The organism is Flavobacterium sp. NLM, assembly GCF_002210235.1.
In the GTDB taxonomy this organism is placed as follows: domain Bacteria; phylum Bacteroidota; class Bacteroidia; order Flavobacteriales; family Flavobacteriaceae; genus Flavobacterium; species Flavobacterium panici.
The window spans coordinates 135,843-161,189 of the sequence record NZ_LIAC01000005.1 but is presented as its reverse complement, the minus strand read 5'-3'; the positions used below and the strand labels follow the sequence as shown (position 1 = coordinate 161,189).

Annotated in this window: 16 protein-coding genes; 9 read left to right on the top strand and 7 right to left on the bottom strand. The window is 34.5% G+C overall.

Annotation, left to right across the window (positions count from 1 at the left end):
* The first annotated feature begins 48 nt into the window (after positions 1–48).
* Positions 49–1,290: a DUF4374 domain-containing protein gene (locus APR43_RS07790; RefSeq protein WP_053470113.1), complete on the top strand. Its 1,242-nt coding sequence runs from the start codon at positions 49–51 to the stop codon at positions 1,288–1,290.
* Between the two features lie 524 nt (positions 1,291–1,814).
* Here APR43_RS07790 and gldA read toward each other — a convergent pair.
* Positions 1,815–2,711 (bottom strand): gliding motility-associated ABC transporter ATP-binding subunit GldA, encoded by an 897-nt coding sequence (gldA, locus tag APR43_RS07785; protein WP_053470114.1) that lies wholly within the window; start codon positions 2,709–2,711, stop codon positions 1,815–1,817.
* A 147-nt stretch (positions 2,712–2,858) separates the two neighbouring features.
* Here gldA and APR43_RS07780 point away from each other — a divergent pair, with 147 nt between their 5' ends.
* Complete coding sequence (locus APR43_RS07780) at positions 2,859–3,440, top strand: outer membrane beta-barrel protein (protein ID WP_053470115.1); 582 nt, start codon at positions 2,859–2,861, stop codon at positions 3,438–3,440.
* 379 nt (positions 3,441–3,819) lie between these two features.
* Here APR43_RS07780 and metE read toward each other — a convergent pair whose 3' ends face one another.
* Positions 3,820–6,141 (bottom strand): 5-methyltetrahydropteroyltriglutamate--homocysteine S-methyltransferase, encoded by a 2,322-nt coding sequence (gene metE / locus APR43_RS07775; RefSeq protein WP_053470116.1) that lies wholly within the window; start codon positions 6,139–6,141, stop codon positions 3,820–3,822.
* A gap of 157 nt (positions 6,142–6,298) precedes the next feature.
* On the opposite strand from metE, the gene APR43_RS07770 reads away from it, so the two are divergent.
* The gene (locus APR43_RS07770; RefSeq protein ID WP_029271860.1) at positions 6,299–6,760 is read left to right on the top strand and encodes an Lrp/AsnC family transcriptional regulator; all 462 of its coding nucleotides are present in this window, start codon (positions 6,299–6,301) and stop codon (positions 6,758–6,760) included.
* Between the two features lie 271 nt (positions 6,761–7,031).
* Positions 7,032–8,378 (top strand): deoxyguanosinetriphosphate triphosphohydrolase, encoded by a 1,347-nt coding sequence (locus tag APR43_RS07765; RefSeq protein WP_053470117.1) that lies wholly within the window; start codon positions 7,032–7,034, stop codon positions 8,376–8,378.
* Between the two features lie 72 nt (positions 8,379–8,450).
* Here the strand turns inward: APR43_RS07765 and APR43_RS07760 are convergent, their stop codons facing one another.
* Genes APR43_RS07760 through APR43_RS07750 form a run of 3 tightly spaced genes read right to left on the bottom strand, consistent with a single transcriptional unit; the run spans position 8,451 to position 11,976 of the window.
* Positions 8,451–9,452: a DUF3078 domain-containing protein gene (locus APR43_RS07760; RefSeq protein WP_053470118.1), complete on the bottom strand. Its 1,002-nt coding sequence runs from the start codon at positions 9,450–9,452 to the stop codon at positions 8,451–8,453.
* Positions 9,453–9,488: 36 nt separating this feature from the next.
* Entirely contained in the window at positions 9,489–11,279 is a 1,791-nt protein-coding gene (locus tag APR43_RS07755) for a 1-deoxy-D-xylulose-5-phosphate synthase (RefSeq protein ID WP_053470119.1), read from the bottom strand.
* A gap of 52 nt (positions 11,280–11,331) precedes the next feature.
* Positions 11,332–11,976 carry a hypothetical protein gene (locus tag APR43_RS07750; protein ID WP_053470120.1) on the bottom strand — a complete coding sequence of 215 codons (645 nt, stop codon included), beginning with the start codon at positions 11,974–11,976 and terminating at the stop codon, positions 11,332–11,334.
* A gap of 229 nt (positions 11,977–12,205) precedes the next feature.
* On the opposite strand from APR43_RS07750, the gene APR43_RS07745 reads away from it, so the two are divergent.
* From APR43_RS07745 to pbpC, 3 genes are all read left to right on the top strand, one after another.
* Positions 12,206–12,649 carry a nucleoside deaminase gene (locus APR43_RS07745; protein ID WP_053470121.1) on the top strand — a complete coding sequence of 148 codons (444 nt, stop codon included), beginning with the start codon at positions 12,206–12,208 and terminating at the stop codon, positions 12,647–12,649.
* 170 nt (positions 12,650–12,819) lie between these two features.
* Positions 12,820–18,495 carry an alpha-2-macroglobulin family protein gene (locus APR43_RS07740; RefSeq protein ID WP_053470122.1) on the top strand — a complete coding sequence of 1,892 codons (5,676 nt, stop codon included), beginning with the start codon at positions 12,820–12,822 and terminating at the stop codon, positions 18,493–18,495.
* Between the two features lie 252 nt (positions 18,496–18,747).
* Complete coding sequence (gene pbpC / locus APR43_RS07730; RefSeq protein ID WP_053470124.1) at positions 18,748–21,123, top strand: penicillin-binding protein 1C; 2,376 nt, start codon at positions 18,748–18,750, stop codon at positions 21,121–21,123.
* A 302-nt stretch (positions 21,124–21,425) separates the two neighbouring features.
* Here the strand turns inward: pbpC and APR43_RS07725 are convergent, their stop codons facing one another.
* Both APR43_RS07725 and APR43_RS07720 read right to left on the bottom strand, forming a co-directional pair.
* Entirely contained in the window at positions 21,426–22,970 is a 1,545-nt protein-coding gene (locus APR43_RS07725; protein WP_053470125.1) for a ribonuclease E/G, read from the bottom strand.
* A 414-nt stretch (positions 22,971–23,384) separates the two neighbouring features.
* On the bottom strand, positions 23,385–23,675 hold the full coding sequence (locus APR43_RS07720) for an HU family DNA-binding protein (RefSeq protein ID WP_007805026.1): 291 nt from the start codon (positions 23,673–23,675) through the stop codon (positions 23,385–23,387).
* 139 nt (positions 23,676–23,814) lie between these two features.
* On the opposite strand from APR43_RS07720, the gene mutY reads away from it, so the two are divergent.
* Positions 23,815–24,861: an A/G-specific adenine glycosylase gene (gene mutY, locus APR43_RS07715; protein ID WP_053470126.1), complete on the top strand. Its 1,047-nt coding sequence runs from the start codon at positions 23,815–23,817 to the stop codon at positions 24,859–24,861.
* Between the two features lie 36 nt (positions 24,862–24,897).
* On the top strand, positions 24,898–25,338 hold the full coding sequence (locus APR43_RS07710; RefSeq protein ID WP_053470127.1) for a single-stranded DNA-binding protein: 441 nt from the start codon (positions 24,898–24,900) through the stop codon (positions 25,336–25,338).
* Positions 25,339–25,347: the final 9 nt, after the last annotated feature.

The window sequence follows — 25,347 nt, the reverse complement described above, 5'->3', positions numbered from 1 at the left end:
CAGAAACAGTTGAAGTTGCTGGTACTACTAAACTAAATTTAAATAATTATGAAAACACTTAAAATTAAAAATCTATTAGCAGTTATGCTAATGTCAGTTACTATATTTTCATGTAGCAGTGACGATTCTAATACAGAGGAACCGGTAACTTTAAGCAAATATGTTATTGGTTACCAAACTGATACCTGGAATGAAAACTACATGTGGAGCTTTAGTTCAATAGATCAGTTAATGACCGGAACAATAGACATGAATGGAAAAGGAATTGAGCAAGGCGGTTCATACATTCCAATTGCTAATACTATGTTTGCAATGGATAGTGAGGCAGAAGGTTCTGCACCATTTTCATTAAATGCTGCCGGAGCATTAGTTGCCGGAAGCCGTGTTTTTATCGAATCTCCATATGCTTATGGTGTTACTGAAGATAATAAATTATTAATTGTTGGTGCTTCATGGGAAGGTGCGAGTTCAAACAATGAATTAATTGTTTATGATCCTGTAAAACAATTTATTACAAGTCGTAAATTTAACGATTTTGCAACTACTACAGGTCGTTTTGATTTCCCAACAGGTGTAACAGTAGTTGGAGATAAAGTATTTGTATCTGTATTTAACAGAGATGCAAGTGATGACTGGCAGATAGATCAAAAACAAGCTTACATTAGAGTTTACGACTACCCATCTTTAACTTTTGTAAAAAGAATTGCTGATCCTCGTACAACTGCAGTTGGTATGTATTACACTAACACTGGTATTATACGCACAGATTCAGGAAATATTTATACTTTCTCTTCAAATGCTAAAGCTGGAGGTTATGCTGTAAAAGAAGATTCTCACTCTGGAATTCTTCGCATTAATAAAGGGCAGACAGATTTTGATGCTTCTTATTTCTTCGATCTTCAGGAAAGCACTCTTAACGGAAAAGTACTTGCAGCTTATCCAATTGGAGGAGAAAAAGCATACATCGTTTATCTTCCTGCTGCAGATGATACGGTAGAATGGGGTTTCTTACGTCATTATACCTTTAAATTTAAATCTGCAATTATCGATTTACCAACTAAAAAAATAACTGCAGTAACAGGATTACCTGGACACGCTGGAGATAATTATTTTGGTATAGGAAGTTTATTTGTTGAAAATGGAAATGCTTATAAAGCTTTTGTAACAAATGATGAAGTTCGTATTTACAAAATTAATTTAGAAACTGGAGTTGCAACTGCTGGTGCAAAAGTAACAGGTGGTGGAACTGATATTTCGGCTATTACTAAATTAACGTATACAGCTCAATAAAAATAGGTTAAAACTTTCTGTTTTAATTTCACATAACCATATAATCAATGTCTTTTACGGATTTGATTATATGGTTTTTTTATAATAACAATTTCATTTTAGAATTACAAAATATCTATTATTATCTCAAAACACCAAATTCAAATATCATTTCAGTAAAATAAAAAGAGCCTGTCTAAAATTAGCAGGCTCTTTTCTTTCAAAAAAAATAAAAAACAAAAAAAACAAGTTCAAGGGATTTAAATTCTATATGTTTGGAGTTAATGCACTAATAGGATTATCCAGATTATATCAATATAAATTTTACAGATGCAAATATAATATTATTTATAACAAGTCTAAATAAAAATAATTAAAAATTGCAATAAAACTTTACATGTTTGATACCAAGTAGATAAATATTTGATATTAAGAAAGATTAAGAGAGAAACAGAGATTCTTAGAAAAGAAAACCCGATTTATTCCTAAGAATAAATCGGGTTTTTATAATCTGAGACTGTAATCTGAGACTGCGACTAAAAAACTTACTTAGTAATTTCTCTAAAAACAGCTTCCAGGTTTTTATTTTTCTGGTTTAATTGTAATGTTTTTAAACCATTTTCTGTAGCGAAGTCAAAAATTGCAGGACGCATATCTTTATCAGTAACAAAAGTCAGTTCCCAAGTCATGTCATGCGTGTTTTTGTATGAAGAAATATTTTCTAATCTGGCTAAAAGCTGCTCTTCGACTTTATAATCAAACTCTACTTCAATAACTTGCTCTTTATTATCAGAAACTAAATGATCTAATTTATTGTCGGCAACAATTTGTCCTTTGTCAATAATTATGACACGATCGCAAATTGCTTCGACTTCCTGCATAATATGTGTCGATAAAAAAATGGTCTTATCCTTACCAATATTTTTGATTACGTTTCTAATTTCCATTAACTGATTCGGATCCAGACCTGTAGTTGGTTCATCCAAAATCAAAACATCAGGATTATGCAATAAAGCATTCGCAAGCCCAACGCGCTGACGGTATCCTTTTGAGAGCTGGCTGATCTTTTTATGGCTTTCCGGTGTCAGTCCTGTCAGTTGAATTACCTCTTCAATTCTTGACTTCGGTACTTTATATACATCGGCATTAAAAGCCAAATACTCACGAACATACAAATCCAAATATAACGGATTATGCTCTGGTAAATATCCTATCGACTGCTGCACTGCTTTTGCGTTTGTCATGACATCGTGGCTATTTACAAGGGCTGAGCCGCTGTCGGCAAGTAAATAAGTGGTCAAAATTTTCATTAAAGTAGATTTTCCAGCTCCGTTGGGACCAAGAAATCCTACGATTTCTCCCTTCTCAATTTTAAACGAAATTTCATTTAAAGCTTTTTGCTCTCCGTAACTTTTTGATATACTGTTTACTTCTATCGACATGACTTTTTATTTGCTACAAAAGTAAACAGAAATAGTCTCGATTGCTAAAATTTATCTTTTAAAGTAATTATAAAAAATTAAACAGCGCCCAGTATTCACGGCATCGTTATTGTTAAAGGAATGCTAAATTAAAATAAAACCCAAATTATGAAAAAAATTCTAGTGATGGCTGCATTGGCTATCTGCAGTTTTGCAAATGCACAAAAAGGAACAATCTTAGTAGGTGGAAACATCGGATATTCTTCTGAAACGGTTGATTATGGAGTTGGTGAAACAAAAACAAATCAATTTAGCTTTTCTCCTAAAGTAGGTTACCAATTTCACGAAAACTGGACAGTTGGAGGTGAATTTACGGTATCTTCAGCTAATGATGACAATGGTGCAAGAGAAATAAAAGATAATGATTTCAAATTAGGAGCTTTTGTACGTTATTCAGTGCCATTAAACCAAACTTTTTCTGTTTTTGCAGATATGGGCTTAGGTCTACAAAATAAAAAAAGAACTATTGATGGTCCTGGAAATGATTACTCAAAATCTAAAGCAGACGGAATGTACGTTGGAGTAACTCCAGCTCTTTTCATTAACATGAAAAAAGGATTTGGTTTAAACTTCAGCATTGGTGGTTTAGGTTACGATACTTACAGCTATGACAACAATGGTCCGGATGTTAGTAATTTCTACTTCAATTTTGGAAAAACATTTAACATTGGAGTTTCTAAAAACTTCTAATCTTAAGTTACATATTCAATTTCAGAAAAGCACTCCAATTGGGGTGCTTTTTTTATTGATAGAATCCCATTGAGTGTATCCTTTTCGCATAAGACGCACTGCGGTGCGTCTCTACGATATGCTTTGTGTTGATTTTTCTTTGATAATCATACACGTATTTTGTTCTGTAGAGACGCACTGCAGTGCGTCTACGCAACGAATATCGAATAAAACATTTTGTATTAAGATAGCGTATTGTTCGCTAAGATTTTTTGAAAACAAAAAGTCTTCTGCTTAAAAAAAATAATGCCCGCAAAAGTGAAGTCGAAACTAAATCATAACTAATTCCCGACTTCACTAAGCTGACACTAAAAAACAAAAATATATCTAAAAAGAACTATTAATTTACAGGACTTTCAACCGCAGCGCGCATTTCCTGAGCCGCTGCAACCATTTCGATTAAAGCTTTTTTGGTTTCATCCCAATGACGGGTTTTTAAACCACAATCAGGATTTACCCATAATTGATCGACCGGAATTACAGCCGAAGCTTTTTCTAACAAACGAACCATTTCTGCACTCGAAGGCACACGCGGTGAGTGAATATCATAAACGCCGGGTCCAATTTCGTTTGGATATTTAAAGTTGGCAAAAGCATCTAAAAGCTCCATTTGCGAACGAGAACATTCAATTGTAATAACATCGGCATCCATATCGGCAATGTTTTGAATAATGTCGTTGAATTCGCTGTAACACATGTGTGTATGAATTTGCGTATCATCATTTACACCGCTTGCAGAAATACGGAAAGCTTTTACAGCCCAGTCTAAATATTTCGCCCATTCTTCTTTTCTTAAAGGTAAACCTTCACGAATTGCAGGCTCGTCAATTTGAATAATTTTGATTCCCGCTTTTTCTAAATCCACAACTTCGTCACGAATTGCCAAAGCGATTTGCGTACAAGTTTCAGAACGAGGCTGATCGTTACGAACAAACGACCATTGCAAAATTGTTACAGGCCCTGTAAGCATTCCTTTTACCCATTTTGGCGTTAAAGACTGCGCATATTTTGACCATTTTACTGTCATTGGGTTTGGTCTTGAAACGTCACCGTAAATAACCGGAGGTTTTACACATCGGCTTCCGTAACTTTGAACCCAGCCATTTTTGGTAAAAGTAAATCCGGCCAATTGTTCCCCGAAATATTCCACCATATCATTACGTTCAAATTCTCCGTGAACCAAAACATCAATTCCGGTTTCTTCCTGAAAACGAATCGTAGCTTCGGTTTCTTTTTCGATTAAATCATTGTATTGTTCCGTAGTTAATTCGCCTTTTTTGAATTTTGCTCTCCAGCTTCTTACTTCAGCCGTTTGAGGGAATGAACCAATTGTTGTGGTTGGGAATAACGGAAGATTTAAAGCTTCAATCTGGCTTTTTCTTCTCGCTGCAAAAGCACTTTTGCGTTTGTCATCAGAAGCAGTGATTCCGGCAACACGTGCTTTAACTTCGTTATTATGAATTAATTTTGAAGTCTTACGGTTTTCATTTGCGATTACATTTCTTTCGTAATCAACAGAAGTTTTAACGTCAACTTCGCCTGAAGCAATTTGTTTTAAAAGTACAATTTCGTTGATTTTCTGCTTCGCAAAAGCAAGCCATTGTTTGATTTCAGGAGTTAGAGTCTGATCGTTTGTCTCTAAATCTAAATCGCAAGGACTGTGGATTAATGAGCAAGAAGGCCCAACTAAAATTCTGTCTTTACCTAAAACATCAGTTGCTTTTTTGATTAATTCTAAAGATTTTTTGAAATCATTTTTCCAGATATTTCTACCGTCAACAACTCCCAAAGAAAGATTTACGTTTGAAGCCAGTTTTCCGGATTCTAAAATATCATCTAACTGAAGCGGACATCGAACTAAATCTAAATGGAAAGTATCAACCGGAAGAGCCAAAGCTGTTTCCAGATTTCCTCCAAAACAGTCAAAATAATTAGCTAAAATAATTTTAAGTTTTGGGAAACGAATATTGATTTCGTTATAAACCTGTGTAAATGTATTTCTTTCTTTATCAGTTAAATTTAAAGCTAAAAAAGGTTCGTCAAGCTGAATATATTCTGCATTTTCTGCTTGTAATTTTTCGAAAATTTCGAAGTAAACTGGCAATAAAGCATCAATAAGATCAATTCGGTTAAAACCTTCTTCCTTTTCTTTTCCTAAAAGTAAATACGAAATTGGCCCAATTAAAACTGGTTTTGTTGCAATTCCTAAAGCATTTGCTTCTTTAAATTCATTGATTATTTTTTCTGAAAACAATTCAAATTTTTGGGTCTTTGTAAATTCAGGAACAATATAATGATAGTTTGTGTCGAACCATTTTGTCATTTCCATTGCTACAACATCCTGACCTTCTTTTTGCGCGCCTCTTGCCATTGCAAAATACAAATCCAGAGATGAATTTTTTCTTGCAAATTCGTGGTAACGCTGCGGAATTGCACCAACTGTCAAAGTCAAATCCAAAACCTGATCATAAAAAGAAAAGTCATTTGACGGAATCAAATCAACTCCGGCTTGTGATTGTAAATGCCAGTTTTTGATACGAATTTCTTTTCCGGCATCGATAAGTTCATCTGCCGAAATTTTTCCTGCCCAATACAATTCACTGGCTTTTTTTAATTCTCTGTTGCTCCCGATTCTTGGATAACCTAAATTATTTGTTTTCATTTTGATTTCAGTATTTTTTACTGAACAAATTTATTGTATTAGATTTTATAACTTATATTTGATACTTATTTCAGTAAAATGTATTTTAAAAATGATTTTAAAAAGATTTTATTACTGTAAATATCTTTCAAACGAACCTTTAGCCGTAAAAAAAACTATGGAAAACCTGGATAAAACCGATTTACTTATCCTGAAACACCTTCAGGAAAACTCAAATATCAACACAAAAGACCTCGCCAGTAAATTATTTCTTACTGTAACGCCTGTTTATGAGCGTATAAAAAGGTTAGAAAGGGACGGATTTATAACAAAGTATGTGGCATTACTTGATAGAAAGAAAATGAACCGCGGTATGACAGTTTTTTGCAATGTCCGTTTAAAAGAACACGCTAAAAACGTGGGAAGTAATTTTGTAAAAGATATCGTAGCACTTCCTGAAATTATAGAATGTTATAATATTGCGGGCGATTACGATTTTATGCTAAAAATTCTCGTCCAGGATATGGCTAGTTATCAAGATTTTGTAATGAATAAATTGTCAACGATAGAAAACATCGGAAATACGAACAGTATTTTTGTAATGGGAGAAATAAAACACAGTACCGCATTAGAGTTTTAATCTTTTTTTTTGTCACAGATTGCACAGATTATAATGATTTTTTAGGATTGATGGTTAGGTTTTTTGCCACGAATTTCACGAATTTTCACAAATCATTGTGTATAAATTAATTCGTGAAAATTCGTGAAATTCGTGGCAAACAAAATATTTAATCTTTTAATTCAAATTAATCTACAGCCTATTTTTATTTAATATTATCCTAAAATAAAATGTATTTTTGACGTTTAGATCCTCAATCTAAAATCAATAATCTACAATCTAAAATAGAACAATGAACTGGGAACAACTTTTATCATTAAAACGTCAGGGAGATACAAGCAAAAGATTACGTGTAGAACAAGATGATACACGATTAGGTTTTGAAGTCGATTATGACCGAATTATTTTCTCGGCTGCATTTCGTTCTCTGCAGGATAAAACCCAGGTAATTCCGCTTTCTAAAACAGATTTCGTGCATACCAGATTAACGCACAGTTTAGAAGTTTCTGTTGTGGGAAGATCTTTAGGACGTTTGGTAGGTAAAAAAATCATCGAAAAATATCCTTATTTAAAAGAAATTCACGGTTATCATATGAATGATTTTGGGGCAATTGTAGCCGCTGCTTCATTAGCGCATGATATCGGGAATCCGCCTTTTGGACATTCGGGAGAAAAAGCAATTGGCGAATATTTCTCTACCGGAAAAGGATTAAAATACAAAGATAAATTAACAGCAAAACAATGGCAGGATTTAATTGATTTTGAAGGAAATGCCAATGGATTTTCGGTACTAACGGCAAGCCGTCCGGGAATTGAAGGCGGACTTAGAATTTCATATGCAACATTAGGCGCTTTTATGAAATATCCTAAAGAAAGTCTTCCGAAAAAACCAACCAATAATATTTCTGATAAAAAATACGGTTTCTTCCAGTCTGATAAAGCTTTTTTTGAAGAAGTGGCCGAAGATATGGGAATGATCCCAAATAAAGAAGATGGAGATATTGGTTTTGAAAGACATCCTTTAGCTTATTTAGTTGAAGCAGCAGATGATATTTGCTACACGATTATCGATTTTGAAGACGGAATCAATCTTGGTTTAGTTTCTGAAGATTATGCTTTAGAATATTTAATTAAATTGGTAAAAGACAATATTGGGGTTGCTAAATATAAATTATTAGAAACAAAAGAAGACAGAATTAGTTATTTGCGTGCCTTAGCAATTGGAGCCTTAATTAACGACGCCGTCGATGTTTTTGTTGAAAATGAAGAAGCAATTCTGGCCGGAAATTTCCCTTTTGCTTTAACAGACAAAAGTAAATACAAAGCACAGATGAATGATATTATCAACTTAAGCGTTGAAAAAATCTATCAAAGCCGTGAAGTTATCGAAAAAGAAATTGTTGGTTATCAAATCATTCAGACTCTGCTTGATAAGTTTATTACTGCATTCAATAACAAATACGAAGGGACAGCATCAAATTATGATAAATTAATCCTGAAAATGCTGCCGGAAAAACATAATTTAGAGAAAGGTAATTTATATGAACGTCTGCTTCATATTTGTCATTACGTTTCTCTTTTAACAGATGGAAATGCGTTAGAATTATACGAAATGATTCAGGGAAGAAAAAAGAATTAATGTTCAAATTATAGTATAAAAAAGTGCCTGTAAATATTTACAGGCACTTTTTTTTATAAAATGAATTTTTATTTATTGAAAAGCATAAACTAAACCAACACCAAGGACTTGACGTAATTGCGCTCTTGGTCCGTCGTTAACCTGAGAAGTACTTCCGGTTACAGGATCAACAACATCTTTTTTAGTTTTAATATCGTCATCATAAACTAAATGAATACCAATATTTGCTTTCACATAAGCGTTTACAACAAGATCTAAACGCGTATCGTAATCGACATCGACATTTCCAAATCTGTTTAAATAGTCCGTATATAAACTTAATCTGTTTTCGTAAAAAATGTTTTTAAAGATTTCGCTTTTCATGTATGCCGTAAAAAGAATACCAAACTCTGCCTTTACTTTTTGTCCTTCCTCAATTAAAATTTGATTATTAGGATCTAAAGGATCTGGTGCATAAACTGCTTTTTTCACACCAAAAGAACCTTGATTTGCCAGGTATTGATCTAATACCAAAGTAGTTTTTAACGTAATAGGAGAGAAGTAAAAAGTTCTGTTTTTCTTTTTGTCTGAATTCTCAGCTCCCGCTCCCAGAAATATATAAGCTGGGGCAAAAGGTCTGGAAATTGCAATATCCCGGTTTGGATAATTGTAACCGTCTGTAAATTGTGTATTGAAGTTAAATTTAGCAGAATAATACCAGTTTGAAACCGTATCTTTTCTAAATCCGTATGTTGAGTTTAATAAAACAGCATCGTCTGTTTTTCTAAGTTCAGTCCCGTCTTGTTTGTTTAAACCATACTTAACAATAAGTTCGTTAACCCACTTATGATTTCCTTTTACAAAAGTTCGTCCAAATTCACCCTTAAATAAACCAGAAATAGAACTTGTTCCCCCGGCACTCCAATTCACAAAAGCGATCTCTGAAATATCAAAACCCACTTGATTTTTTTTAGTCCAGTTTGAAGGCAGTTTAGGTACTTGATTTGGATCTAAAGTCGTTTGTATAAGCTGCGCAAAGTTTTTTGAAGAACAGAGAAGCAACAGAAGCAAAAGGGTAGAACGTAATAATTTCATTAGGCTTATTTTTGTATTTTTGGTGTTGCAAAATAATTATTTTACACCGTTTGAAAAAAGATTTATTAAAGATTTAACGTCAATTTCACACAATTGTTGTAGCTGCAACACGCTTCCATGCTCAATAAACTCGTCTGGAATACCCAAAATTTTAATATCATTTTTGAAGTTATTTGTGGCAGCAAATTCCAAAACAGCACTTCCAAATCCGCCTTTTTTTACTCCGTCTTCAATTGTAATTATATTTTGAAAAGATGAAAAAATAGAATTTAATTGATTGATATCTAGTGGTTTAATAAAAGAAAAATCATAATGTGCCAGATCATCAGAATTCGAACATTGATTTATAGCTTCGATTACATTATTTCCAATTGCCCCTGTAGATAAAATAGCTGTTTTTGTACCGTTTTTTAAGCAGTTTCCTTCTCCAATATTAATTTTTTCGTAATGTCCGAAATTTTCTACTTCCCAGTTTTGTAAGACACCGCGTCCTCTTGGATATCGAATCGCAATGGGATGATTTAATAAACCTAATTGAGCCGTATATAAAATGTTTTGCAGCGCAATTTCATTAATTGGCGCATAAATAATCATGTTTGGGATAGAACGCAGATAAGCAATGTCAAAAACACCGTGATGCGTGGCGCCGTCTTCGCCAACTAAACCAGCTCTGTCCAAACAAAAAATAACGGGTAAATTTTGCAAAGCCACATCATGGATAACCTGATCGTAAGCGCGTTGTAAAAAAGTCGAATAAATATTGCAATACACCATCATTCCCTGAGTTGCCATTCCCGCAGCAAGAGTTACGGCATGCTGTTCTGCAATTCCCACATCAAAAGCACGTTCCGGCAATTCATCCATCATAAATTTTAAAGAACTTCCTGATGGCATTGCGGGCGTGATTCCGATTATTTTTTCATTCTTTTTGGCTAAATCTAAAATAGTTAAACCAAAAACATCCTGATATTTTGGAGGAAGATTTTCTTCTGATTTTAAATGAATTTCTCCAGTCGAAGCATCAAATTTTCCGGGTGCATGATATTTTACCTGATTCTCCTCAGCTTGCTGTAAACCTTTTCCTTTAGTAGTTACAATATGAAGAAACTTTGGGCCTTTTATCTTTTTTAATCTATTTAATTCTTTGATTAAAGTTGGAAAATCATGTCCGTCGATTGGACCGGAATAATCAAAATTCAAAGATTTGATAATGTTATTCTGTTTCGGATTTTTTCCGTTTTTAACCGCAGTGAGATATTTTTTTAAAGCACCAACACTTGGATCAATCCCAATCGCGTTGTCGTTTAAAATTACAAGAATATTAGCATCGGTAACTCCGGCATGGTTTAAGCCTTCAAAAGCCATTCCGCTTGCGATAGAAGCATCGCCGATAACCGCAATATGCTGTTTGTCGAAATCGCCTTTTAGTTTAGAAGCAATCGCCATTCCGAGCGCTGCAGAAATAGAAGTAGAAGAATGTCCAACGCCAAAAGTATCATAAATACTTTCAGCTCTTTTTGGGAAACCCGAAATTCCTCCAATTTGTCTGTTAGTATGGAAAATTTCTCTTCTTTCGGTTAAAATTTTATGTCCGTAAGCCTGATGTCCGACATCCCAAACCAATAAATCTTCGGGCGTATTAAAAACATAATGCAAAGCAATTGTCAGTTCGATTACACCTAAACTGGCACCCAAATGCCCTTCTTTTACAGAAACCACATCAATAATAAACTGACGTAATTCCTGAGCAACCTGAGTAAGCTGCTCTTCTTTTAAAAGACGTAAATCGGCAGGATTGTATATTTTCGAAAGTAAATTGCTTTTCATTGTAAGGTAAAAAGCAAATTTACGGTTTTAAATTTAATTTTTTCGCTGAGCGCTATTTCAATAAAATTGGTACAGAATATTGCATCTTGATTTTTTTTCCGTTCGATTCACCGGGCTGCCATTTCGGACATAAACTTAAAACTCTTATAATTTCTTTTTGCAAAGGTTCTTCAACTGCTGGGGAGCATTCAAGAAAAGATACAGAGCCATTTTTTTCGACTGCAAATGCAAGTGTGAAATTGAGTTTCCAATAATTTACGTTTTCTGGCTTTTTGTATTCTTTCATAAAAAAGCTATGAAATTGATCAATTCCACCTGGGAATTCAGCGTTTGAATTTGAAGGAGCTTTTGCAGGTAACGATGGTTCTTCTTTTTTTGCCTTATCGGACTTTGAGGTTTTGTTGTCCGTAATTTCTTTTTCAGTTATTGGTGTTGTATTTTTAAGTTCGGCGTGATTAATTTTAGATGCTGTTGGAACAATAGTGTGGTCGGTGTTATTATTATCTATTGAAATTTCCTTAGAAACTATTTGCTTTTTTTTAATGGTGTCTTTTACAGCCTGAACATTTTTAACTTTCAGGGTTTTATCTTCTTTATTTTGACAGCTGAATAGAATTGTTACGATAACTGTAATTATCGTGGTTAAAAATAATCTGTAATAATATATTTGAGCAGTTATTTTATAATTTCTTTCCATATTCTAATATCACGATTTAAATGTAATAAAAAATATATAGTTAAGCATTATCTGATATCATTTTGTCAAATGAGACAATTAATTAGATTAATCGCCTCAAAAAAACGGTATTTTTGAGGCGATTATTTTTTAATGCTTTAGAAATATGATTAGAATTTCTAAAAATTTCACTTATGCTTTCTCTTTATAAACAAGAGAAAAATAAGTTCTAAAATCCTATTTTTGCATTATGATAAACCCTTTCACCGACGAATATTTCATGAAAAAAGCCTTGCAGGAAGCGGAAGAAGCTTTTGCAAAAGGCGAAATTCCTGTTGGAGCAGTAATTGTTGTGGCTGACAAAGTAATTGCAAGAAGCCATAATTTGACTGAATTATTAAATGATGTTACAGCTCATGCTGAAATGCAGTCTATAACCGCAGCAGCCAATTTCCTTGGAGGAAAATATTTAAAAGACTGCACACTTTATGTAACGCTTGAACCTTGTCAAATGTGTGCTGGTGCTTTGTACTGGAGCCAGATTTCAAAAATCGTTTTTGGTGCGCGCGACGAACAACGAGGTTTTATAACTATGGGAACAAAACTTCATCCGAAAACAACTGTAGTTTCTGGCATAATGGCCAATGAAGCCGCAGATTTAATGAAGCGTTTTTTTCTGGAAAGGCGTAAATAATAGATTAAACTTCAACAAAAGTTAAATAATTATTGCTAAAGAATTTTCTTCTTAAAGAATCAAAAAATACTTTACTTTTATTGTAATTTAATTTGCGTTTTGCTGTTAAGACTTTAAACAGCAGACCGTGTTAAATTACTAACTTGTTAACCAATTAACTCTAAATAAAAGTGAAAGCAAAAGGTTTAGTTCTCGTATTTTTTGTGTTTTTTATTTTTCAATCCTGCGGCAGAAAATCGGCTGCAGATTTCAACTCCGATTTTGCATTATTCAAAGAGTACATAACCAGCTTTACCAGCGGAATCGTTTCTTCCGATTCTGATATTCGGGTTGTTTTGGCTTTCGATAAAAATGATTGGAAACCCAATCAGGAATTAGACGACGATTTGTTTGATATTTCACCAAACGTTCACGGAAAAGTGGTAGCACTTTCTACCAATACAATTGCTTTTATTCCTGAGAAAAAATTAAATCCGGGAACAGAATATCAGGTTACTTTGAACTTAGATAAACTGACAGCAATTCCGAAAGAAAAAGAAAAAGACCTTTCTAAATTCAACTTTACAGTTAAAACAGTTAAACAGGATTTTACCATAAATACCGGCGATATTCAGTCGTACAGTAAAGAATATCAATATTTAAACTGCGTTTTAAAAACAGCAGATAAAATTGATCTTGAAACGGCTCAAAAATTGGTTGAAGCCAAACAAAAAGGAAACAATCTTAAAATTAAATTTGAGAAAACGACAGGTCCTGCCAAAGAATTTCGTTTTATAATTGACAGTATTCAGCGTTTTTCTGAAGCTTCAAATCTGGAAATTATATATGACGGAAATGATTTTGATATTGATCAAAAAGGACAAATCGATTTCCCAATTACAAGCATAAACGAATTTAAAATTATAAAAGTTGAAGTTCCCGATGGAAGTAATCAATCGGTTTCAATTAATTTTTCTGAACCTTTAGAAAAAGGACAGGATTTTGCCGGATTGGTTTCGATTCAGAACACCAATAACTTAAAATTTTCTACACAAGGGAATTTACTAAAAGTATATTTTACAAACCAAAACGCTCCTAAAAAAGAAGAACCAGCACCAGTTGTTGTTGAGGAAGAAACGGCTGAAGTTACCGTTGATTCTGCTGCCGTAGCTGTAGATTCTGCCGCTGCCGTTGTAGAAGCTCCGGTAGAAGATATAGTCGAAGTTGTTCCCGATGAAGAACCGGAACAAGTGATTACTGGAGAATTGCTTTTGGAAGTTTTCCAAGGAATTGAAAGCCAGTATGGCAAAAAAATGGAAGCGAACTATTCTGAAAAAATCTCTTTTGATCAGATTAAACCAAGCGTGCGTTTCGTTAAAAACGGAACAATTCTGCCAAGTTCAAACAATTTAAAACTGAATTTCGAAGCCGTAAATTTAAGTGCCGTTGATGTAAAGGTTTATAAAATTTACAAAAACAATATTTTGCAGTTTCTTCAATATAACGAATTAAATGGTGCGCAAAACCTCAAAAAAGTAGCGCAGCCTATTGCAAAAACCACACTCAATTTAAGAGAAAGCACACTCGTAAATTTAACGAAATGGAATACGTATGCTTTAGATTTATCGAAAATTATAAAACCAGAACCGGGAGCGATTTATAGAGTTGAGTTTGAATATAAAAAGAAATACGCGCTTTATAAATGTGAAACATCAGATGGAGATCAGGATGAAACAGAGGAAGAAGAAGTTGACGAAAATGATGTAAACTACAGCGGAAACTCATACGACGATTATTATTACGATGATTACGAATGGAGAGAAAGTCAGGATCCTTGCTCTGGATCGTATTATTATAATGCGAAAATTGCAACTAATATTCTGGCTTCAGATTTAGGAGTTATTGCTAAAAGAGGAGAGAATAAATCGTATTTATTTGCTGTAAATAATATTGTGACGACAGAACCGGTTTCGAACGCGAGAGTTGATTTGTACAATTTTCAACAGCAAAAAATTTCGACACAAGCAACAAGCAGCGAAGGAATTGCATCTTTCCAGCTGGATAAATTCGCCTATTTTGCAATTGTTACTTTAGGCGATCAATCGACGTATGTAAAATTGGATGACGGACTTTCGTTATCTGTCAGTAATTTTGATGTTGCCGGAGAGACTTTACAAAAAGGTTTAAAAGGATTTATTTACGGAGAAAGAGGCGTGTGGCGTCCGGGAGATAATTTGTATTTGTCTTTCATTTTAAATGATGTGGCGAATAAACTTCCGAAATCGCATCCGATAAAATTAAGATTGAACGATCCTAATGGGAAAACCGTTTATCAAACTGTTCAAAAAACAAACGATTTAAATCATTATGCGTTTATAGTTCCAACAAATCAGGATGCACCAACCGGAAATTGGGAAGCGATGGTAAGTGTTGGAGGCGCAAAATTCTATAAGAGTATCAAAATAGAAACGATTAAACCAAATCGTTTAAAAATCAAAAATACATTTACCAGAAAAACACTTTCATCATCTTATCCAAACACAGATAATCTGGAAGTAACGTGGCTTCATGGTGCAATTGCTAAGAATTTAAATGTAGAAATGCAGGCAAAATTCTCGCAGCAAACTACAACTTTTAAAGGCTATGAAAAATATAGTTTTGATGATATGGTTCGTCAGTTTAGTACCGAAGAAATCAATGTTTTTTCAGGTAAATTAAACGAAAGCGGAAAAGCTTCGGTAAATATTCAGCCAAGATTACAAGGTCAGGCGCCGGGAATGCTGCGCGCTTCGTTTATTACAAAAGTGTATGAAGAAGGCGGTGATTTTAGTACCGATGTTATTTCGACAACGTATTCTCCATATAAAACCTATGTTGGGGTAAAATCGCCTGAATTGAACAAATATAACATGCTTGAAACCAGAACGAATAATCGCTTTGAAGTGGTTACGGTTGATGAAAACGGAAGACCAAAAGCAGTTCGAAATCTTGAAGTAAGAATTTACAAAGTAGATTGGAGATGGTGGTGGGATTCTTCAAGCGATAATTTGTCGAATTATAATTCATCGAACTCGACAACATCTTATAAATCTACTGTAATTAATACCGATTCCAGCGGACGTGGAAGTTTTCAATTTGCTTTAACCGATGAAGAATGGGGACGCTATTTAATTCGTGTTGAAGATCCAAACGACGGACATGCAACAGCTTTAACCGTAAATATCGACTGGCCAATTTGGTCTGGAAAAACAAGAAACAGAGATGCTTCGACAGCCAATATGTTAGTTTTTTCTACCGATAAAAAGAATTATGCCGTTGGAGAAAAAGCACAAATATCTTTCCCTTCAAGCGAAGGCGGACGTGCATTAATTTCTATAGAAAATGGTTCTCGCGTTGTACAAACACTTTGGGCAGAAACCAAAAACGGAGAAACAAAAGTTGAAGTTCCAATTACGGGAGCAATGGCGCCAAATGTGTATTTTAATATCACATTATTACAGCCACACGCTTCGACTAAAAACGATTCGCCAATTCGTATGTACGGAATCGTCCCGATTGAGGTTGTAGATAAAAACACGATTTTGGCTCCAACCATTAATATGCCTGATGTATTAAAACCAGAACAGCCATTTACGGTTAAAGTAGGGGAGAAATCAGGAAAAGAAATGACGTATACAATTGCAGTTGTCGATGAAGGATTGCTGGATTTAACCCGTTTTAAAACGCCAAATGCGTGGGATAGTTTCTATGTTCGTGAAGCTTTGGGGGTAAAAACATGGGACGTTTATGATGATGTAATTGGCGCTTACGGCGGAAAAATAAACCAGATTTTCAGTATTGGAGGAGATCAGGATTTGGGCGGTGGAAAAGCTAAAAAAGCAAACCGTTTTAAACCAGTTGTATTGTATTATGGACCTTTTAAATTAGAAAAAGGAGAAACAAAATCACACCAATTAAAACTGCCTAAATATATTGGATCTGTTAGAACAATGGTTGTTGCCGGCGACGCTGCGACAAGTGCATACGGAAGTGTTGAAAAAGCGACTCCGGTTAGAAGTCCGCTGATGGTTTTGGCTTCATTACCGAGAAAAATTTCGCCATCCGAAAAAGTAACGATTCCGGTTACCATTTTTGCAACTGAAAATAAAATCAAAAATGTTTCTGTTCAAATAAAAACAAGCAACGGATTGAAAGTTGTGGGAAGTGCTGTTCAAAAGCTAAGTTTTGCACAGCCAGACGAAAAAATGGCGTATTTCAATTTGGTTGTAGGTTCTGCAACCGGAATTGCAAAAGTGCAGGTTATTGCAACATCAGGAAATGAGAAATCATCTTACGATGTTGAAATCGATATGACAAACCCAAATCCGGTTACGAGTACTTTTACTGATGTTGTTTTAACTCCAAACAGTACCAAAACACTTTCGTGGAAAACGTTTGGTGTTGCCGGAAGCAATAAAGCAAGATTAGAAGTTTCGTCAATGCCATCGATGAATTTGAACGGAAGACTGCAATATTTAATTCAATATCCACATGGTTGTGTCGAGCAGACAACATCGTCGGTTTTCCCGCAATTATTCTTAAGTGATGTTGCTGATATTGATGCGAAACGTAAAGATATTATCCAAAAAAATATTGCAGCCGGAATTCAGAGATTAGGAAACTTCCAGTTATCAAACGGAGGATTACCTTACTGGCAAGGAGGTACAATTGCAGACGATTGGGGAACTTCGTACGCCGGACATTTCTTAATTGAAGCAGAGAAAAAAGGATATGTACTGCCAATAAATTTCAAATCAAAATGGCTATCGTATCAGCAAAAAGAAGCAAAACAATGGCGTTTTGAACCGAAATACGGTAACGATCTGGCGCAGTCTTATAGATTATATACTCTAGCTTTAGCAGGAAATGCCGATTTATCATCAATGAACAGATTGCGTGAAACAAAATCAATTTCGAATGAAAGTAAACTTCGTTTGGCCGCTGCTTATGTCTTAGCCGGACAAAAATCGGCTGGGCAGAATTTATTGCTTCAAACGAGTATTGACGGTTCAGACAACTATAATTATTACTATTATGGTTCAGAAGAAAGAAATCGAGCAATGGCTTTAGAAACGCTGCTTCTTTTAGATCAAAAACAAAAAGCATTTGCAACGGCGACAAAATTAGCTAAAGAAATGTCGGCAAATCAATGGATGAGTACGCAGACAACGGCTTACTGTTTGTATTCAATGTCGAAATTTGCGATAAGTAATGGTCCAAAAGGAATCAATATCCAGTTTAGCAAAAATGGTAAAGGAGAAACTATAAATACGCAAAAAACAATTGCAGATCGCAGTTTATCTGCTGCCAGCGGAACAAATAGCATCACGTTAAAAAACCTTAAAAATAATACCGTTTATGTTCGTGTATTGAATACCGGAATTTTACCAATCGGACATGAAAATGCTGTTCAAAGTGATGTTTCGGCAAGTATTGTTTTCAAAAACAGAAAAGGAAGTACTATAGATGTTTCAAGAATTAGTCAGGGGACAGAATTTATTGCTGAGGTTACCATTAAAAACCAAAGAAATGAAAGTGTTCAAAATGTAGCTTTATCGCAAATTCTGCCTTCTGGATTCGAAATTGTAAATACCCGTTTCACAGATTATGGGGACGCAGTAAATAACATTGCCGATTATATCGATATTCGTGACGACAGAACTAATTTCTACTTCGGAATGAAATCCAGAGAAACGAAAGTTTTCAGAATTCTGTTAAACGCATCGTATCTAGGAAATTATTATTTACCTGGATTACAATGCGAAGCCATGTACGACAATACATTCCTGGCAAGAACAAAAGGATTCTGGGTTGAGGTTGTGAAGTAAATTTATAGACCACAGATTTTACAGACGAAACGGATTACCACAGATATTTTTTAAGTTACTCTGCGAAAACCTGTTTCATCCGTGTAATCTGTGGGCCAAAAAACTTTGCGAACTTTGTAGTAAAAGAAAGTTTCCCGCAGATTTAGCAGATCCAGCTGATAAAATAAAATCTGCGAATCTCCTAAATCTGCGAGAAAAAAAATTTGCGAACTTTGCGATAACCTAGCGTCTTTGCGGTTAAATAAATTAGTCTTGAAAAATAAACTTATAGCGTTTTTCCAACGCATCATAAACTGGATTAAAAGAAATAAAATAAAATCAGCAATTGCATTTGTGCTTTTGCTGATTTACTATTTTTCCCTTCCCCGAACTTTATTCAAAGAGCCGTATTCAACCGTAATTGAAAGTAAAGAAGGCGAATTACTCGGAGCTAAAATTGCCCGCGACGGACAATGGCGTTTTCCGGCACAAGACAGCGTTCCTGATAAATTCAAAAAATGTATTGTTTATTTTGAAGACGAGTATTTCTACAAACATCCGGGATTTAACCCGGGAGCAATGGTTAATGCTTTTAAACAAAATAGGAAAGCGGGTAAAGTGGTAAGAGGAGGAAGTACTTTAACACAGCAAGTTATTCGATTATCCCGAAAAGGAAAAAACAGAACCTATTTTGAAAAATTTGTTGAAATTATTCTCGCAACCCGATTAGAATTAGGATATTCTAAAAATGAAATTCTCGAAATGTATGCTGCTCATGCGCCATTTGGAGGAAATGTGGTTGGATTAGAAATGGCTTCGTGGCGTTATTTTGGTGTTCAGTCCAATCAATTATCGTGGGCAGAAAATGCGGTTTTAGCCGTTTTACCCAATGCGCCTAGGTTAATTTATCCCGGAAAAAATCAGATAAAATTACTAAACAAACGAAACCGACTTTTACTGAAACTGCATCAGGAAGGAATAATTGACAAGCAGACGTACGAACTTTCTATAGAAGAACCTTTGCCTCAAAAACCTTACGATCTGCCTCAAATTGCGCCGCATTTATTGCAAAGAGTGGCAAAAAGTGAAGAAGGAACACGAGTAAAAACTACGATCGATCATGCCTTGCAAAATCGTGTAAATCAAATTGCAAGATATTATTACAACCAGTATAAACAGAATGAAGTTCATAATCTGGCAATTTTAGTAATTGATGTTCAAAACAGAAATGTAATGAGTTATGTTGGAAATTCTCCAACAGATAAAGATCATCAAAAAGATGTTGATATTATTGATGCTCCGCGAAGTACTGGAAGTATTTTGAAACCGCTTTTGTACGGTGCAATGCTTGATGACGGCGAATTATTACCAAATACTTTAGTGGCTGATGTTCCAACACAGATTTCAGGTTATACACCGCAGAATTTTAATCTTACGTTTGATGGGGCAGTTCCGGCGCATCGGGCTTTGTCGCGTTCGTTAAATATTCCGGCAGTATTAATGCTTCAGGAATTTACGGTCAATAAATTTTATGAAGAACTGCAAAAGTTCAAGTTAAAGGACATAAACAAAACTCCGGATCATTATGGTTTATCGCTTATTTTAGGCGGTGCCGAAAGTAATTTGTGGGATTTATGCCGAACGTATGCAAATCTTTCTTCTACGGTGAATTATTATACTAAAAACAACGGAAAATACCGAACAAACGAATTCACAGAGCTAAATTATAAAAACGATTTTAAGCCTGATTTTGGATCAGAAACCAATCAGAAGAATATTTTGGGAGCGGGATCAATTTGGTTAACGTATAACGCAATGGAAGAAGTGAACAGGCCGGAAGGAGACGAAGCCTGGAAATTTTATGACAGTTCGTTGAAAATTGCCTGGAAAACGGGAACAAGTTTCGGAAATCGTGATGCGTGGGCCATTGGAACAAATTCAAGATATGTAGTAGGAATTTGGGTTGGAAATGCAACCGGGGAAGGAAGACCAACTTTAACCGGAGTTACAAGTGCTGCGCCAATTTTATTCGACGTTTTTAATTTACTGCCAAGACAAAGATGGTTTGATATTCCGTATAAAGATTTAGAAGAAGTTGAAGTTTGTCGCTTAAGCGGATATCTGGCAAAAGAAAATTGCCCGAAAATCAAACAATGGGTTTCTAAAAAAGGAAAATCTACAGCGGTTTGCCCATATCATAAAACCATTCATTTAGATAAAGCAGAACAATTTCAGGTAAACAGCAGCTGTGAAAGCATTGAAAATATTGTCACAAAAAATTGGTTTGTACTGCCTCCGGTAATGGCTTGGTATTACAAAAGCCAGCATATAGAATATTTACCTCTGCCGCTATTTAAAGAAGGATGCGAAGGAACACAAACTAAAACAATGGATTTTATTTACCCAAAAGCCAACAGTAAAATTTATTTAACTAAAGATTTTAATAGTAAAGTACAGCCCGTAATTTTAAAAGTAGCTTATTCTGAAAGGGATAATGAGCTTTTTTGGTATGTTGATGATGTTTATAAAGCCACCACAAAAACTTTTCATGAACTCCCAATTATGCCAACAACAGGAATACATTATATTACGGTTGTAGATGCTTCGGGGAATGAAATTAGACGGAAAATAGAAATTGTGAGGGAATAAATGTTGAAAATAAATTCCAATTTTTAAATTCCAAATTCCAAATTTTGCTTCTTTATAAAAGATGAAAGGCATTGTATGTCAGGCTGAGCGAAGTCGAAGCCCACGTGCCAATTGGAGCGCCCTTCGACTTCGCTCAGGGTGACACTTTTGTATTCAAAATAATTTCTTAAATATAGTTTGAACATAAATTTCCGCCACGAATTACACGAATTGACACAAATTAATTCGTGCAAATTAGTGTAATTCGTGGCAAAAAAAGAGCATAAAAAAACCGCCCCGATGCATCGGGACGGTTTTGATTTTTATTCTGAAATAACATTTCCTTTTTTATCATAGAAATGGTATTCTAAGTACGTGTAAGCGTCACGAGGTATGATTTTCACCCATTTCTTATGTTCAAAAAACCATTTTGAACGTAATGATGGAAAACCTTTGCTGAGGTATGCAGCCACAAACGGATGTGTATTAAGCACAACTTTATTGTGGGTTTTTAAAAGTCTTTCTAAGTCAGAGGTGATCTTGTCAATTATTAATATTGGCGCTTCAATTTCACCATTAACTTTATTTGGATCTTCTTCTCTAGTTTTTATATTAACTTCTGGTCTTACTCGCTGTCTTGTAATCTGGACTAAACCAAATTTACTTGGCGGTAATATTTTATGCTTTGCTTTATCGTCGCTCATTTCTTCTCGCAAGAAGTCGAACAAAACTTTCCTGTTTTCTGGATTAGACATATCGATAAAATCAACTACGATAATTCCGCCCATATCTCTCAGACGAAGTTGTCTGGCGATTTCTGCAGCGGCAATCATATTTACTTCCATGGCGGTGTCTTCCTGGTTGGTAGCTTTATTCGAACGGTTTCCGCTGTTTACGTCTATAACGTGAAGAGCTTCAGTATGTTCGATGATAAGGTAAGCCCCTTTACTCATAGAAACGGTTCTGCCAAAAGAAGTTTTGATTTGTCTCTCTATATTGTATTTCTCAAAAATTGGAGTGTCATTTGATTGATAAAACTTAACAATCGATTGTTTCGAAGGTGCAATTTCTTGCAGATATTCCTTCGTTTGGTGGAACAACTCTTCATCATCTATTTGAATACCGCTGAAGGTATCATTAAATACATCTCTTAATATTGAAGAAGCTCGGTTAAGCTCTCCTAATACTTTTGATGGATGATGAGCAGTTGGTAATTTTTTACACATTGCAGACCATCTGCCAAGCAGGTTCTGCAAATCTTTTTCTAATTCGGCTACGTTTTTGCCTTCGGCTACTGTACGAACAATAACACCAAATCCTTTAGGTTTGATCGATAGAACAAGTTTTTTTAGACGATCCTTTTCTTTTTTGTCTTCTATTTTTTGAGAAATAGAAACACGATCAGAAAAAGGAACTAGAACGATAAATCTTCCGGCAAGAGAAAGCTCAGCACTTATTCTTGGGCCTTTGGTCGATATAGGTTCTTTAACTACTTGAACTAAAACAGATTGATTGGCACTTAAAATATCAGTAATGATGCCATCTTTGTCAATCTCTTTTTCAAACTGAAAGGTTTTTAGGGAGAAATCTTTTATTTTACCTGCGCTTACAAGTTTTATGAATTTCAGCTGAGAAGCTAAGTTTGGACCTAAATCGTGATAATGTAAAAAGGCATCTTTTTCGAAGCCTACATTTACAAAAGCAGCATTAAGTCCTGCAACTGGTTTTCTGATTTTGGCAATAAAAATATCACCAACCTGAAAGTTGCTTTTCTCTTCTTCTTTGTGTAATTCAATTAGTTTTCCATCTTTTAATAAGGCAAAATCTACGGCTTCAGAACTAGATCTAATGATTAATTCTTTATTCACACTGTAAATTTTTATCTGTTTTTTCAGAAAATAGAATATAGAGAGAAGAGCATAGATTTAAAAAAAATCTAAAATCTAAAATCTAAGATCTAAAATCTTATCTACAGATGGATTAAACAATATTTTAACAGGTATTGAACCCGGGAGGGAAAGTTAAATTTCAATTTTTAAATTCCAAACTCCAATTAAATCAATATTGATTTCTTAATTTTTGGATTTTGGATTTTCTTCTTTGGAATTTTTGAAATTTCCCAAATTTCAATGAACGTTTAAAAAGAAAAAAGTAGTTTAAAACTACTTTTTCTTTTTGTGACGGTTAGCTCTCGCTCTTTTCTTACGTTTGTGAGTAGCTACCTTATGTCTCTTTCTTTTTTTACCACTTGGCATATCGTGTCAGATTTATGTTAATTAATATTATTTTGCTTCGTTGTTAGTTTTAACTCCTTCTACAAATACTTTTGCAGGTTTAAACGCAGGGATGTTGTGTGCTGGAATTTTGATTGTAGTGTTTTTTGAGATGTTTCTACCAGTTTTTTCAGCTCTGGTTTTTACAATAAAACTACCAAAACCTCTTAGGTAAACATTGTCTCCTGTTTCTAAAGAAGTTTTTACTTCTTCCATAAAAGTTTCTACTGTTGCTTGAACATCTCCTTTTTCAAGACCTAATTTCTCTGAAATTTTCGCTACGATATCTGCTTTCGTCATTTTCTTTCCTATTTTATTTATAAATGGTGTACTATTTTTTTGAGTTTGCAAATATAGGAATTAAAAAAATAATTAATCAAGCTAATTCGTTAAATTTTAATTACATAAACATTTACTTTTGCATTTTAAGGATTTAACGATGAATTTTCATAACACGCTGATAAAATGGTATTTACAAAACAAACGTGATCTTCCATGGCGAAAAACGGCCGATCCGTACCAAATTTGGCTCTCAGAAATTATGCTGCAGCAAACCAGAGTCGCGCAAGGAATGCCTTACTTTTTTGCATTTACAGCGGAATTTCCTACAGTTTTTGATCTTGCAAATGCATCCGAAGAACAAGTTTTAAAACTTTGGCAGGGACTTGGATATTATTCCCGGGCAAGAAATCTTCATAAAACGGCAAAATACGTCGCAGAGGATCTAAACGGAAGTTTTCCTCCTTCATATAAAGAACTTTTAAATTTAAAAGGCGTTGGCGAATATACTGCCGCCGCAATCGCATCTTTCTCCTATAATGAAGCCGTTCCGGTTGTAGACGGAAATGTATTTCGTGTACTTTCCCGTTATTTTGATATTGAAACAGATATTGCACAGCCTGCAGCAAAAAAAGAATTTACAAAACTGGCTTATGAATTAATGCCAAAAGATAACCCGGCAATCTTCAATCAGGCGATAATGGAGTTTGGTGCGCTGCAATGCGTTCCTAAAAGTCCGAATTGTTCTGTTTGTGTTTTTAACGACAGCTGTTTAGGGCTGCAAAAAAAGAAAGTGGATTCTCTGCCGGTAAAATCTAAAAAAGTAAAAGTGACAAACCGTTTCTTTAATTATCTTGTTTTAGAAGATATATTAGGAAACACCATCATTCAAAAAAGAACTGCAAAAGGAATCTGGCATAACTTATATGAGTTTCCTCTTTTTGAAAGCAGTGAAATTGCAGGTTTTAATACTATCTCAGAAATAGCACAAAATGACCTGTTTTCTTCCTATACTATATTAGGTATAGAAGAATGCAGTGAAGCGACCGTAATACATAAGCTTTCGCACCAGCATCTTCATATCCAATTTTGGAAAATAAAAATTAATGAAGTGCTTGAAAACGGAATTGATTTGAAAACTTTAAAAAGTTTTCCTTTTCCAATTGTTATATATAATTTTATAGAAAAGCAAGAAATAAATTGCTAAAAAAATGTATCTTTGGTAGAAATACCACTATTAATTATGAATGGAACATTAAATAAGGTTATGCTTATTGGTCATTTAGGCGATGATGTAAAAATGCATTATTTTGATGGAGGGAACTGTATTGGACGCTTTCAGCTTGCTACTAATGAAGTTTATATTAACAAAACGACCAATGAAAAAATAACATCTACAGAATGGCATAATTTGGTTGTGCGTAATAAAGCTGCCGAAATTTGCGAAAAATACCTATCTAAAGGTGATAAAATATATGTTGAAGGCCGTATCAAATCCAGACAATGGCAGGCTGAAGATGGTACGACAAAATATACAACAGAAATTCAGGTTACAGAATTTACTTTTCTGACTACCAAAAAAGAAACGGGAAATCATAGGCCAAACCACGATCAGGAATCCGCAAAAAACACTAACTTTGATGCGCCAAACGAAGGCTTGCCCATTAATGATCTGCCTTTTTGATTGTTTAAC